Genomic DNA, 13,172 nt, shown 5'->3' with positions numbered 1-13,172 from the left:
CTGTTCGTCCTTGTTAGCAAAGACTTGATAACCAGCCCGTGCTAACTCATTCTTGCTAACTAGCCCTTGATAACAACTGTCCCGATCACCTGATCGCCTTGGTTATTGATAGCGCCTTGGTCTACTTCAAAACCTAGTGCTTGGACTTCGCGTCTGAATTTTTCTAAAGATTCAAAATTACTGGCAACCGATTGCATACGCAATTCTGTGCGACTTGCATCGTAACGAATGGATTGCGGAGTGACGCCTGTGTTTGCAAAAGAGGGGCTCATTTGCGTTAGCATCACAATCATCGAAATACCACCACCGCCTTGTTCAAGACGCGCCATTTCTTTTTTGATCGCCGCTTCTTTGTTTCTCGATTTAGGCAAGTTTGGGAAGCCTTTCTTAATGCTTGCTTGTAACCTTGATTCAACACTCTGACGCTGGCTTTTAATCGAGTTTAACTCAAGCGTTTTACCCACTAGGTTAACGCAAAGTGCGATAGCGGCAAGTACCGCTGCTAGGCGCCATTTGTCCCACTGGGCATTAGTTTTGCGTTTAACAACGAATTCACCCTGGAGCAGATTAAACTTGGCATCAAGTGCACCATCTAACAATAACTGCATTGGCAGCTTATCGTAGTTTTGTGACAAATTAGGCTGATTGCTTTGTTCTTCTGATGCTGTGACTTCTTCGCTATCATCTTGTTGCTTCTTGACTAGCGCTTCTAAATAATCACTGTGCTGAAGCTCTGAATAAACAGTTACCGACAAAGGCTTTGCATTGAGTTGTTTTTCAAGCAAGGGATACGCCCAGCTTTGTTCACCTTGGAAACCAGCCCATTCGTCTGCGCGGACAATAAGTGGAGCGTGTTCTGAGTTGCCCATACTGAGTAAACTAATATTATTATCTGAGTATGGCAAAGCTAGAACGTCGGGAACCAACAAATCGCAGTACAAATTAGCTTGTTTTAGGGCTTCTTGCCAAAAAAGTAATTTTTCGCGAGTGACAATGGCAACCTGTTGGCTGTCTCCGATGCGTTTACCAAAAGCAAAAAATGATTTGCTAATATCTGAGGCAAGTTCGTCCTCAAGCATAAAAGGAATCGCGTTTAAGACTTTACGGTTCGCTTTCAGTGGCAGTTGCACGGTTTTAAGCACAACATCACAACTTGGCACAATACCTACTACAAGAGCATTGGGAGCGCGCTCTTTTAGCTGATCCAAAGCATTCATATCAGGTAGTTCACCCGAAGCAATGATTTCTTTCTCTGTGTCAGACCATACTAGCCAATGAACAGGGTCTTGCGGGTTTGAACCCAACCTTATCGCTAGTTTTTCCATTAATTAATGCCTCCGAATTCTCTACTGATCACACTCACGCTTCCATCATCACCATCGAGCTTAAAAATACTGGTCATTCTAAAACTCGCATTATTGTAACGGGTTTTGGTGCGTAGCATGAAATAATTTGTTTTTAATATGAACCACTTCTTTTGTGCCGCACTAAGATTCAATGCAACGATGTTAGGTTCGGAAAAAAAGTCACTCGTGTTAGCAAAACCATCTACCGGTCGAGATGCAATAATGCGCTTTACATCCTCTAGATCTAAATTCAACATGGCGGCAATAACATGCGCACTTTCTTCTTTTACCGTGTTGATATTCACTTCCATTGCGTTAAAAGTTTGATCAGGAATAACACAAACATGAGGTAGCAGATTACTCAGGTAAGTCGTTTCGATACCATTAATTAATCTTATTTCCGATTTGTTAGTCATGTATGCATTCGCTGCAACATAGGGGATTCGTAAAGATTCATAGTCTGAATCTTCTGCACCATAGCCGGTAATGTCGTCGTCAGGATCAAGCCAATCTATGAGTGAATCACGCACTGTTTCAGCAGTATAGGAGTCAATATTGTCACTGCTTAAGCGCATTAAGTTGAAGAATGCTTGAGCAGCATCTTTTGGTGCTGCATTGGGGGTGCCAGGACTTGGTGGAGGAGGCGGATCGGGATTTGGATCTGGATCAGGATCCGGCTCCCCAGCCACTGGGCCTAATGTATTCAAGTTAAAACAAGACTGCAGGTCAATTAACTCTGCTTGAATGCCGCCACTATCAATTGGGTATTCAAAGACTTGAGCCCACGGCTGACCCAAGTTCATATTGTCTGGAGATAATGACTTCAATTCATTTAAGGATTTTTTCGCGAACTCTTCAGCACCGATGGCATACCAATAAGCTTGATTGTTATCTTTAATATTCACGGTTCTAGCAACGTTGAGCTGCATTCTAGCCATCATTTCGGTGGCGATGATGCTCACAATGGCTACGATCAATAGGATAACTAACAGGGCAACGCCACGCTGTTTATTGAATGAAGTATGGAAGCTATTCATCGTCTCACCTTAAATTCACGACGAATTTCACCATACAGGTTTGATTTGATGATAATAGCCACGGCAATTGGTAGCTCTTCAATTGGTTCGGCTTCTTTCCATTCAAACTTCTTGCTATCGAACTTCTCTAAAAATTCAAAACGAACAGACTCAATGTTTTCAAGCAGCACTCGCATTTTCGGTTCATGGCCGATGGCGTTGTCTACATAAGTTGAATATAAGCGCTGTAATTGATTATCTTGAGTGCGATAAGCTACCGACTGCAATGTGCTTCGGCGTAAGGTGAGCTGTGGGTTATGCCAGCCAGAGCGAACAAAGCTTAAACCATAGCTATCACTTTCAAATGCGTAATTATCGGCAAAGACCAAGGTGTCAGTGACTTCGCCATCAACGCGGGTTTTGCGGGGTACCATTTGTAAAAAATCGCGCTCGATAATCAGCATAGCACGCTGCATGTCTTGTAGTGATTGCATGCGCTCTTCGGATAAATCATTTTTATCGGAGATAGCACTCAGCATTGCCACTGAGCCTACTGCTATAAGAGCAAAAATAGCCATCGCCACCATAATCTCAATCAAAGTGAAACCAGACTGATAGGGCTTTTTGTTTAGCTGCTGTAGTCTACTCATTAGACTTCGCTACATAGGTTGTTACAGAGGTAATCGTACCCTCATATTCGGGATCAGTGCCTACAGTGATGATGATCGCTTTTAAGCTTTCATCAGTCGTGGCTTGTACTTCTTGTTGCCAATACCAAGTGCGATCTAGCATTTCTACACTGCCGCGTTCGTTGTTCTTGGGAGGCCATGTTTTTTCGGCTAGCAATGTAGCCTGTGTTAATTGATTGTTTGCTACCCAAGTAGCAAATGTAATTTCTTCTAGCTTGCCCACCGAATTAATGTGTTCGGTGGTGGTTTTGATAATAGCAGCACCCGCGACGGCAAAGATAAACATCGCCACCATGATTTCAAGCAGGGTAAAGCCTGCCTGATTATGCTTTTGCTTGCTTAGTATATGGATATTCATAAAAGAATATCCTCAGGTGCAATGCGTTCTATAGGCGTGACTTCTTTGGCGCGCAAGGTGAAGGTGATGGGTTGTTCGGAGCTGAACTCATCTTCGTAGGTAATGGTCAATTCAAAGGGGGTGATGTCGCCACTAGACAGTAAAAATATTTGTGGTGGAGGTGGAGGGATATCCTCTTCATTACCTATCTCGACACCTTCGTTACTAATGCTGAGCTCTTCGTCAAATAGGTCACGATCAAACAATTGTTCTTCTTGTTCCCAAGGTAAATCGTCTAAGTTTAGTTGCAGGGTCATAAACTCAGGGAGTTGATAGGAGGCAAATAATTTTTGGTCTGCCATTTCTATCCATTGGTCTTCATCATCGAGGAAAACATAAGTGTAAGTGTTTTCCTTTTCATCGATACGAATGCCCAGTTGAACCTGATTCAACACTGCATAATCACTTGCCATATCGAACACGACTTGAAAGCGCTTGGCTTGTTCGTCAACCTTGTCACGATTGTTAGCGCCAATGGCAGTATAAGACACCACTGAGATCATCAAGCCGATAAGTGCAATAACGAGCATTATTTCGATTAGTGTAAAACCTGCTTGTTGCTTACGCACTTTCATCCTCTCTTTTGATTGGAACGCTCTTTTCGCAAAGAGTGAATTTCTCAGTTTTCTCTACTGAAGGTATTCGTTAATATTCCAAGTACCGATATCATCGTCTGTACCTTCTTCCATATCAGGACCAAATGAATAGATATCGATAGTGTCGATTTCGCCTGGGCTCAACAACTGATATGGGTTACCCCAAGGATCAAGTGGTAAACGCTTGATAAAACCTTCCGTTGGGTAGTTTCTTGGGATCGGCTCAATAGTAGGTGAAGATACAAGCGCTTCTAAACCCTGTTCTGTCGTTGGAAAGCGGTTAGTACGAAGCTTATACATCTCTAACTGGCCTTCTAAAGTTTGTATATCAACTGCCGCCTTTTTGATTTGTGCTGTACCTTGATTCTCAAAAATTTGCGGTGCAACAAACGCCGCCATCATGCCTATGATAAATAACACGACCATAATTTCGATTAAGCTGAAACCGAGTTGCTTTTTACCCATTTTGTTTTGATTGCTCATAAATAATTACCTCTTAGACTAAACTGTTCAATGCCAGTATCGGCATTAATATTGCCAATACTATGAATAATACAACCCCTGCCATACTTACAATCAGCACAGGTTCAAATATTTTAAGAGAGATGCTCACGGTGGATTCAAACTCCCTATCTTGGTTGTCGGCTGCGCGCGCCAACATTTGTTGTAATTCGCCAGAACGCTCACCCGACGCAATCATATGCATCATCATTGGTGGAAACATTTTGGTTTTTTCCAAGGCGTTTTTTAAACTCGAGCCTTCTTTTACCTTTGATGCTGCTTCTTTGACCGCTTCTCTTAGATGAAGGTTCTCTAAAACATTGCCAGCAATGCGCATTGATTCTAATAAAGGCACGGCGCTGGCGGTTAAAATACTCAAAGTACGTGCGAATCGAGCTGTGTTTGTGCTCCTCGTTAAGCGGCCGACGAAGGGCATCCTTAATAGCTTTTTATGATATTTCAATCGCATACGCGGAATTGCCAATAAGCGAGCGATTAAAAACACTAATATAGCTAAGACTATTGCGGCATAAAACCCGTAGTCTTGAACACCATTACTGATGGCAATGAGAATTTTCGTGATAGTGGGTAAGTCTTGCCCCATCTGATCAAACTGGCCAACAATTGTTGGCACCACTTTAACTAAGAGCATGATTACGACACTAATTGCGACTACCATCATGATGAGAGGATAAACTAAAGCCTGAATGATCTGGTTACGTGTCTTTTCTCGGTTTTCAGTGTAGTCAGCAAGACGATTCAACACCGTGTCCAAATGCCCAGATTTCTCACCCGCGGCAACCATAGCGCGAAATAGATTATCAAACACATAAGGGAATTCGGAAAGCGCTTCTGCAAATCCATGACCTTCAACCACTTTACTGCGCACAGCCATCATCATGTTCTTATGGCGTGGTTTTTCACACTGTTCCGCGACAGCTAACAAAGCTTCTTCAATTGGCAGCGCCGACTCTATTAGGGTTGCCATTTGGCGAGTTAAAAGAGCGAGTTCACCCGCAGAAATCTTGGCTTTAAACAGAGAAAATGAGGCTTGGCTTTTTTTCTCTTGCTCGGCAACTTGTTCTACTTCAAGCGGAATAAATCCCTGCTCACGTATTTGCTGACGTATTTGGCGGGCGTTATCACCTTCCAATACACCATTTTTGGATTTTCCATTGGCATCCATGGCCTTGTATGCAAAGGCTGCCATATTATTCTTCTCTGGTGACTCGTAATACTTCTTCTAAGGAAGTCACGCCTTGCAGCACTTTATCGCAGCCGTCTTGGCGTATAGAAGGTGTCGTTTTACGCACATATCTTTCAATCGCTTGTTCGCCTTTGCCTTCGTGCATCATTTCACGAATGTGCTCATCAACGATAAGTTGCTCATGAATACCCGTTCTGCCGCGATAACCTGTGTGGTTACATGCAGTGCAGCCTACTGGGCCGTAAATAACGACTTGCTCGCCTTCAGAGATACTTAATGTTTCACGCTCAGCGGCGCTAGGCTCGTGAGGCTTTTTACAATCTTTACACAATGTTCGTACTAAGCGTTGCGATAATACAGACAATAAACTACTCGATAGCAAAAAGGGTTCAATACCCATATCTTCCAATCGCGTAATTGCGCCTGCTGCTGTATTCGTGTGTAAGGTCGATAATACTAAGTGACCGGTTAAACTCGCTTGCACGGCAATTTGTGCTGTTTCGATATCACGAATTTCACCTACCATGACCACGTCTGGATCTTGACGAAGAATGGCGCGAAGGCCTCTCGCGAAGGTCATATCAACTCGCGGATTCACTTGGGTTTGCCCTATACCTTCTAAATCGAATTCGATAGGATCTTCAACGGTAAGGATATTGCGGTCTTTTGAGTTTATTTCACTTAGGCCAGCGTACAAAGTGGTACTTTTACCCGAACCTGTTGGCCCAGTTACTAGCATAATGCCGTGTGGTTTGCGGATGAGGCTTGAGAAATGATTGCGATTGTCTAGGGTCATGCCTAAGTCTTTCAAATCTAAGCGCGCATTGTTCTTATCGAGTAGACGCAAAACAACACGTTCGCCATGACTTGATGGCATTGTCGAAACACGCACATCAACCGCACGCCCTGCAATACGTAGGCTAATTCGGCCATCTTGCGGCACACGTTTTTCAGCAATATCCATTTTTGACATTACTTTAATACGCGAAACTAACATTGATGACATCTTGCGGTTAGGACGCAAAATTTCACGTAATACACCGTCGACACGGAAGCGCACGACCAATTGATTCTCGAAGGTTTCGATATGAATATCAGACGCGCCTTCTTTAATTGCTTCACCTAACATAGCGTTGATAAGGCGAATAATAGGGGCGTCGCCTTCGCTTTCGAGTAAGTCTTCAGTATCAGGTAGGTCTTCAGCTAATGAGAGTAGATCACTTTCATTACCTAAATCTTCCATCAATTGTTTAGCGGCACTTGAGTCACGTTGAAAGCTGTTAGTGAGCAGTTCTTCAAAGCGGTTTTCAGCAATTTCTTCAAGTACGAATGATTGATCTAGGAAACGACGCACCTCAGCAAAAACCGATAATTGAGTGCTCGGCGTGTGATACACCTTTACGGGATCATGCGCCGACTCCACCAAAACTTTGCAGCGTTTGGCGTAACTAAACGGCAACTGTAAATCAGCTAAAGGCTCAGCTTCTTCTGGCTGTCCATCGGTGACCTCGTCGGTAACGAGAGCCTCGGTTTCCTCTAAGCTGAGATCGTTATTAAGTTCTGACATTACTAATCGTTGCCTTCTTTCGCTTTCTTCTCTTTCTCAAGCAAGTACTCGTCAAAAGACGGCGGCAAAATCATTGCATCATTCCATTCTGGCAATGAAGGACCTTCGGTAAATGGCATTAATGGCACACCTTCCGACTGACGTTTTAATTGCTGAGCGCGAATATAGTTGTATTTACGTAAGCTAATTTTGTTTGAAGTAATGCCATCACGAATAATCGTTGGGCGAATGAAGACCATCAAATTACGCTTACGTTTACTTACCGTTGTAGATTTGAACAAGTGACCAATGAACGGGATATCACCTAAAATTGGCACCTTAGACACACTTTCTTGCACGTCTTCATCTATTAAGCCGCCCAATACGATGGTGCCGCCATCATCGACAATAACCGTTGTTTTGATTTCACGTTTGTTAATTGAAATATCAACAGATGTAGCGCCGGATACGCTCGATACTTCCTGTTCAATTTGTAACTGAATAGCGTCGCCTTCGTTAATTTGAGGCGTCACTTTAAGCTTTATACCCACATCTTGACGTTCAACTTGTTGGAAAGGATTACCATTGTTAGAGCCGGTAGTTGAACCCGTAATAATTGGTACTTCTTGACCGACAATAAAGAAGGCTTCTTCGTTGTCCATAGTGGTTAAGTGCGGCGTTGCTAGAATATTTGAATTTGTGTCGGTACTGACTGCTTGAACAACGGCGCCCCAACCATTTTTGATAACACCTGCAATTAGGCCGTTTGCGGAACCTAGTAATGCAGCTAAAGGTGTTAAATTACCTTCATTCGTTGTAGTAGTAGCAACGGTTTCGCCATTCGCTGTAGTCGTAAACCCTTTCACTTCTGTATCTTCAGCTTCACGTAATGCGACGCCAAGAGAACCAACACCAATCACACCGTTCGTAAATTGTGTACCACCACCTTCTTCAGATACCCACTGCACACCTAAGGTAGTGCCATCGCCTTCGAAGACTTCAACGATAATCGCTTCAACTTGTACTTGAGCACGACGCACATCGAGTTGACGAATAACTTCTTCTAAGGAGCGCATCATATCTGGCTCGGCAGTGATAACTAACGAGTTTGAATCTTCGTGAGAGTCGATGCTGACATCGCGATTGCCGCTGCCGCTTCTGCGCTGGTTACTACTTGCGCCACCTTGACTTTCAGCCTGTATACCAGCGCTGACGCCCTGTAATACTTTGACTAAGTCTTCTGCTTTCGCATAGTTGAGGTTGATGACTCGCGTGTTACCGTTTGTTTCTAACTCTTGATCCATACGAGTAATTAAGTTGATCAAACGCTGACGTGCTTTCACGTCGCCACTGACGATAATGCTGTTTGTGCGGTCATCCGCCACCACGCGTGGTTCCGATTTACCTGCACCTGCCGCTGTTTTACCTTGAGATTTATTGATGCTTTCGATGATTCGCACCATTTCAGTCGCTGAAGCGTGCTTTAATTTGATGACTTCTACTTCTTCATCACCCGCTCTATCAACGCTTTCAATAATTTTAACTAAACGGTTCACTACCGCTGCACGACCTGTCAGCATCATGACGTTTGAAGGATCGTGGCTTACCACGTTACCACCGCCAGCTTGGTCGTTTAATTGACGAAGAATAGGTGCCAATTCACGCACTGGCACGTTATATACAGGCAGAACGCGCGTGATCATTTCATCGCCGTTAAGCATATCGCCATCAACAACTGGAATATTCGACGTTTTGGCGTCTTTTGAACGAACGACTTTCAAAATACCGCTAGGCATCTCAACAACGGCAAAGTCATATACTTGCAACACGTTTAAGAAAAATTGGTAATACTGGTCTTCGGTAAGTAGGTCGTAACTACGAACGGTAATTTTACCGCGCACATTAGGATCGACAATAATAGTGCGTTCCAAATTTTTACCAACAATGTTGATGAACTCAGTAATTTCGGTATTTTTAAAGTTAGGGCTATATTCCGTTGCATACGCTCCAGCTGTCGCAAATAACGTAGCAGCGATACCAGCGGCAATTGCGCTTGTTTTTAAAAATTGACGAATACTTGTGATTCTTTGGCTGTCCAGCCTCATAATACGACCCTTTTATTTATTCTTCAGACGACGGAATGTCGATATCTAATGACAAAGCCTCATCGCCCCGTAGCACTTCAAGTTGCAGTGATTGTGCTTCTCTAAGAACGGTTATTGCTTCTAATGATTGTGATGGATCAGATAAATCTAAGCCATTAATTGCGGTAACTATATCGCCAGAGCGAAGGCCAACAGCATGGAAGAAATCGGCTTGTTTGCCTGGTGAAACTTGGTAGCCAATTAATTCCCCATTTGGAACGTGGGGTTTAATTGCAATAAAATCGGTGAAACTGGTCGGTGATTGACTAATTTGTTCACGCATCTCTCTTGCACTCTCTGAAGCGTCTTCTTCATATGAGGCATCTTCTTCATCAGTGTCAGGCATCCGGAATTCGACTGGGCCTTGTGGTGTTTCAAATTCTTCGGCTTCTCGGCGTGCATCTTGACGAGCTTGTTGTTCACGACTTTGATTTGCTTCATCAAAATCGATACCGTCTAGCATTAAGGTTTCGCGGCTTAGCCTGTTTTTGATGATTACACGATCAACGTATAGCTCATCCAAAGTCGCGTTTGTGCCATCTATTTTATCACCCACGCCATAAGTATTTTGTCTGCCATTGTTTTCTACTATAGCCGCCCCCACCTTAGGGTCATTGCTAGAAACAACGCCCGTTAGCGTTAGGTTTAATTTGGTCTCAGGTGCATCTGTTACTTCAGTGATAGTTACCGGTGCTGGCTTTGCCTCGGGATTACCAAATAGGTTAAGTTTAGTAAGAGGTGTTATATCTAAACGAGAGGTCGAGCTAATAGCTTGCGCGCTAACATTATTTGCCTGAGTGCTTTGCGTTGTTTCAGGTTGCGGTATAAGTCGCCATGTGAGTTCGGCAGCATATGCAAGCAAATACAAGGAGAGCAACACAACAATCAGTAGAATGATTTTGTTCTGATGCTGGCTGTAAATTCTTGCCGCAGGTTGCAATGATAAATTAGTGACTGTCATTTTCTCGTTATTATTAATATTATGAACTTTATCGATGCCCATCATATCTAGTCATAGAGATGTGAACAATAGCAAAGCGCGTAAGTGTTCGATTTTTTATAATTAATAGGTATTGTTTTACAACTAAAAGACCATGAAAAAACAAAAAAGTGCAAATTCAAGCAAAAGAAATGCCAATCAAAGCCATTCTTCCTCTAAGAATAATGGAAAGAATCAAGATGCCAATGATGTAAGAATTGACAAATGGTTGTGGGCTGCACGCTTTTGTAAGACACGAGCGATTGCACGAGAGTTGGTGCAATCCGGAAAGGTTCAGTATAATAAGCAGCGCTCAAAACCGAGCAAAGTGGTCGAAATAGGAGCCACCATCCAAGTTCCAGCAGGCTTTGATTTTAAAACCGTTATTGTCAAAGAAGTAATAGGCCAGCGCAGAGGCGCACCTCAAGCACAGTTAATGTATGAAGAGACCGAAGAAAGTATCGCACTTCGAGAAAAAAATGCAGCGGCAAGGAAGTTGAGTATATTTCATAGCCCAAGACCAGAAAGTCGACCTGACAAAAAGCAGCGTAGACAAATTATTCGTTTTAAACATCAGTAGATAATTGATTAACGGCAAGTTGATCAGTTAATTAATTACACAGAAGAAGAGATTTATGACAGTTGAGCATGACCAGTTAGATAGATTTTTATTTGAAGGGCGCAATGTGCGTGGCGAACTCGTTAAATTAAGAGATAGTTACCAAGGCATTTTGGATTCGTATAAATATCCACCAATTATCCAAGATTTACTTGGTGAGTTAATGGCCGCTGCGAGTTTACTTACCGCAACACTGAAGTTTGAAGGTGAAGTTTCATTACAAATTCAGAGTGAAGGCTTGGTTAAATATGTGGTGATTAACGGCACGCATGATCAAAAATTGCGTGGTGTTGCGCGCTGGAATGAGCAATTTAAACTTCCTCAGAGTTTCGCTGAGTTATTTAAGAAAGGTTATTTAGCCATCACCCTCGCTCCATTTGAAGGCGAACGCTATCAAGGGATCGTCGCTCTAGATAAGCCGACTTTGGCTGAATGCTTAGAAGATTACTTCTTACAATCAGAACAGTTGCTCACTAAGGTGATTTTACAAACTCAGCGCAATGAAGATGGTGCGTGTGCAGGTGGCATGTTGCTACAAGTGGTGCCGGAAAGCAGTGAGACTTCACAAGCCGGCGAAAACTTGGATTTCGAACATTTAGGTGCATTGATGAATACGCTTAAGAGTGAAGAGTTATTTAGCTTACCTACAGAGGAAGTGCTACACCGTTTGTATCATGAAGAAAAAGTTCGTTTGTTTGATGCGCAAGATGTTACCTTCCATTGCGACTGTTCAAAGCAGCGCAGCTCTGTCGCTTTACAAAATGTGGCGAAAGAAGATTTACTTAAAATTGTGGCTGAAGAAGGTGCCGTTGTCATGAACTGTCAATTCTGCCATCAAGAGTATCGCTTTGATGCAATAGATGTTGAAAACGTGCATGCGGATAACGTCGCAGTCGATGATGAGAACAAGCACTAGGCTTTTTAAGCTTAAGAACTTGATTTGTTATTAAGGATGAACACTGACTGGCTGACTTAAAGCCGTCAATTTAATTAGGAGAAGGCTTATCGCTGCTTCAAGTTTACTGACACTATTGGACGACATTGCTACGGTCCTAGACGACGTTGCCATATTGTCCAAGGTGGCCGCAAAAAAAACAGCGGGTGTGCTAGGTGATGATTTAGCATTAAACGCTGAACAAGTATCGGGAGTGAGAGCTGAACGTGAGTTACCAGTAGTTTGGGCAGTGGCTAAGGGTTCGTTTCTTAACAAATTGATTTTAGTCCCAAGTGCATTGTTGATCAGTTATTTCGCCCCTTGGTTGGTGATGTATCTTCTAATCATTGGTGGTCTGTATTTGTGTTTTGAAGGCGTTGAAAAGTTACTTCACAAGTTTATGGCAAACAAAGCTGAGGAAGACGCCGCTCATACTGAAAAGCTCAAAGCGCTAGCGGATCCAACGGTCAATTTGGCTGAGCTTGAAAAAGGTAAAATTAAAGGGGCTATACGCACTGATTTTGTTCTCAGCGCCGAGATCATCGTGATTATTTTGGGAACAGTACAAGCTGAATCCTATACAACTCAAATTACCGTATTGTCCTTAATGAGCATTGCATTTACCGTGGGTGTTTACGGTTTTGTTGCCTTGATAGTCAAAATTGACGATTTAGGTTTATATCTTTTGCGTAAGTCAGTGAGTGGTAGTTTCGATAAAATACAACGCTTAGCGGGACGCGCTCTATTGCGCTTTGCGCCGATCCTAATGAAAACACTCACGATTGTAGGAACAGCTGCTATGTTCCTAGTTGGTGGCGGCATCATCGCACATGGCGTGCCATTCCTGCATCATTTTGTAGAGCATTATGTTGATGTCGTATCTGTATTGCCAACATTTGGCACAATAGTGGGCTCAATCACGGGCATTATTTTGAATGGCCTTATTGGCATAGCGTCAGGCTTGGTTGTTTTGCTTGCTTTTATGGGAGTGAAAAAGCTGAGATCCCTGCCTTCGCAGGGATGACGTTAAAAAAAAATCGTCATCCCCGCGCAGGCGTAATGCTGATCGGTTAAGCTTCGATCACTAAGTTTTAGTCAATTCAAACTTATGTTGACTATGATATTAATGAGATCAAACTAGTGCTTTCAAATTTTCATAAAGAAAAAGATGTTAGCACAACAACTCTACGACCTTTTT

13 protein-coding genes are annotated in these 13,172 nt (G+C 43.0%); 3 read left to right on the top strand and 10 right to left on the bottom strand.

Annotated features, from left to right (window positions below):
- Window positions 1-59: 59 nt before the first annotated feature.
- Genes gspL through gspC form a run of 10 tightly spaced genes read right to left on the bottom strand, consistent with a single transcriptional unit; the run spans window position 60 to window position 10,448 of the window.
- Window positions 60-1,325: a type II secretion system protein GspL gene (gene gspL / locus ACKLNX_RS05550; RefSeq protein ID WP_412971566.1), complete on the bottom strand. Its 1,266-nt coding sequence runs from the start codon at window positions 1,323-1,325 to the stop codon at window positions 60-62.
- Entirely contained in the window at window positions 1,325-2,383 is a 1,059-nt protein-coding gene (gspK, locus tag ACKLNX_RS05545; protein ID WP_412971565.1) for a type II secretion system minor pseudopilin GspK, read from the bottom strand. The genes gspL and gspK overlap by 1 nt, the downstream gene beginning before the upstream one ends.
- The gene (gspJ, locus tag ACKLNX_RS05540) at window positions 2,380-3,012 is read right to left on the bottom strand and encodes a type II secretion system minor pseudopilin GspJ (RefSeq protein WP_412971564.1); all 633 of its coding nucleotides are present in this window, start codon (window positions 3,010-3,012) and stop codon (window positions 2,380-2,382) included. The genes gspK and gspJ overlap by 4 nt, the downstream gene beginning before the upstream one ends.
- On the bottom strand, window positions 3,005-3,409 hold the full coding sequence (gene gspI, locus ACKLNX_RS05535; protein WP_412971563.1) for a type II secretion system minor pseudopilin GspI: 405 nt from the start codon (window positions 3,407-3,409) through the stop codon (window positions 3,005-3,007). Before gspI ends, gspJ begins: the two co-directional genes overlap by 8 nt.
- Window positions 3,406-4,023: a type II secretion system minor pseudopilin GspH gene (gene gspH, locus ACKLNX_RS05530; RefSeq protein WP_412971562.1), complete on the bottom strand. Its 618-nt coding sequence runs from the start codon at window positions 4,021-4,023 to the stop codon at window positions 3,406-3,408. Before gspH ends, gspI begins: the two co-directional genes overlap by 4 nt.
- Window positions 4,024-4,077: 54 nt before the next feature.
- Complete coding sequence (gspG, locus tag ACKLNX_RS05525) at window positions 4,078-4,527, bottom strand: type II secretion system major pseudopilin GspG (protein WP_411695722.1); 450 nt, start codon at window positions 4,525-4,527, stop codon at window positions 4,078-4,080.
- A gap of 13 nt (window positions 4,528-4,540) precedes the next feature.
- Window positions 4,541-5,755 carry a type II secretion system inner membrane protein GspF gene (gene gspF, locus ACKLNX_RS05520; protein WP_411695721.1) on the bottom strand — a complete coding sequence of 405 codons (1,215 nt, stop codon included), beginning with the start codon at window positions 5,753-5,755 and terminating at the stop codon, window positions 4,541-4,543.
- Between the two features lies 1 nt (window position 5,756).
- Window positions 5,757-7,319 (bottom strand): type II secretion system ATPase GspE, encoded by a 1,563-nt coding sequence (gene gspE, locus ACKLNX_RS05515; protein ID WP_412971561.1) that lies wholly within the window; start codon window positions 7,317-7,319, stop codon window positions 5,757-5,759.
- 2 nt (window positions 7,320-7,321) lie between these two features.
- A complete protein-coding gene (gene gspD, locus ACKLNX_RS05510; protein ID WP_412971560.1) occupies window positions 7,322-9,403 on the bottom strand; it encodes a type II secretion system secretin GspD in 2,082 nt (693 codons plus the stop codon).
- A 16-nt stretch (window positions 9,404-9,419) separates the two neighbouring features.
- Window positions 9,420-10,448, bottom strand: a complete 1,029-nt coding sequence (gene gspC, locus ACKLNX_RS05505; protein WP_412971559.1) for a type II secretion system protein GspC — start codon at window positions 10,446-10,448, stop codon at window positions 9,420-9,422.
- 88 nt (window positions 10,449-10,536) lie between these two features.
- Between gspC and hslR the strand changes: the two genes are divergently transcribed.
- From hslR to ACKLNX_RS05490, 3 genes are all read left to right on the top strand, one after another.
- Window positions 10,537-11,001: a ribosome-associated heat shock protein Hsp15 gene (gene hslR, locus ACKLNX_RS05500; protein WP_412971558.1), complete on the top strand. Its 465-nt coding sequence runs from the start codon at window positions 10,537-10,539 to the stop codon at window positions 10,999-11,001.
- A gap of 55 nt (window positions 11,002-11,056) precedes the next feature.
- The gene (hslO, locus tag ACKLNX_RS05495) at window positions 11,057-11,956 is read left to right on the top strand and encodes an Hsp33 family molecular chaperone HslO (protein ID WP_412971557.1); all 900 of its coding nucleotides are present in this window, start codon (window positions 11,057-11,059) and stop codon (window positions 11,954-11,956) included.
- Window positions 11,957-12,044: 88 nt separating this feature from the next.
- Window positions 12,045-12,998, top strand: coding sequence for a DUF808 domain-containing protein (locus tag ACKLNX_RS05490; RefSeq protein ID WP_412971638.1), 954 nt, complete (start codon window positions 12,045-12,047; stop codon window positions 12,996-12,998).
- The last annotated feature ends 174 nt before the right edge of the window (window positions 12,999-13,172 follow it).

It is taken from the genome of Glaciecola sp. MF2-115, from assembly GCF_047250385.1.
Taxonomy (GTDB): domain Bacteria; phylum Pseudomonadota; class Gammaproteobacteria; order Enterobacterales; family Alteromonadaceae; genus Glaciecola.
Note: the sequence above shows the minus strand (reverse complement) of the source record. Positions and strands in the feature narration are given on the sequence as shown.

Excerpts from the sequence above, each read along its gene's own strand:
- gspL (WP_412971566.1), bottom strand. The coding sequence starts at position 1,325 with ATGGAAAAACTAGCGATAAGGTTGGGTTCAAACCCGCAAGACCCTGTT.
- gspK (WP_412971565.1), bottom strand. The coding sequence starts at position 2,383 with ATGAATAGCTTCCATACTTCATTCAATAAACAGCGTGGCGTTGCCCTG.
- gspJ (WP_412971564.1), bottom strand. The coding sequence starts at position 3,012 with ATGAGTAGACTACAGCAGCTAAACAAAAAGCCCTATCAGTCTGGTTTC.
- gspI (WP_412971563.1), bottom strand. The coding sequence starts at position 3,409 with ATGAATATCCATATACTAAGCAAGCAAAAGCATAATCAGGCAGGCTTT.
- gspH (WP_412971562.1), bottom strand. The coding sequence starts at position 4,023 with ATGAAAGTGCGTAAGCAACAAGCAGGTTTTACACTAATCGAAATAATG.
- gspG (WP_411695722.1), bottom strand. The coding sequence starts at position 4,527 with ATGAGCAATCAAAACAAAATGGGTAAAAAGCAACTCGGTTTCAGCTTA.
- gspF (WP_411695721.1), bottom strand. The coding sequence starts at position 5,755 with ATGGCAGCCTTTGCATACAAGGCCATGGATGCCAATGGAAAATCCAAA.
- gspE (WP_412971561.1), bottom strand. The coding sequence starts at position 7,319 with ATGTCAGAACTTAATAACGATCTCAGCTTAGAGGAAACCGAGGCTCTC.
- gspD (WP_412971560.1), bottom strand. The coding sequence starts at position 9,403 with ATGAGGCTGGACAGCCAAAGAATCACAAGTATTCGTCAATTTTTAAAA.
- gspC (WP_412971559.1), bottom strand. The coding sequence starts at position 10,448 with ATGATGGGCATCGATAAAGTTCATAATATTAATAATAACGAGAAAATG.
- hslR (WP_412971558.1), top strand. The coding sequence starts at position 10,537 with ATGAAAAAACAAAAAAGTGCAAATTCAAGCAAAAGAAATGCCAATCAA.
- hslO (WP_412971557.1), top strand. The coding sequence starts at position 11,057 with ATGACAGTTGAGCATGACCAGTTAGATAGATTTTTATTTGAAGGGCGC.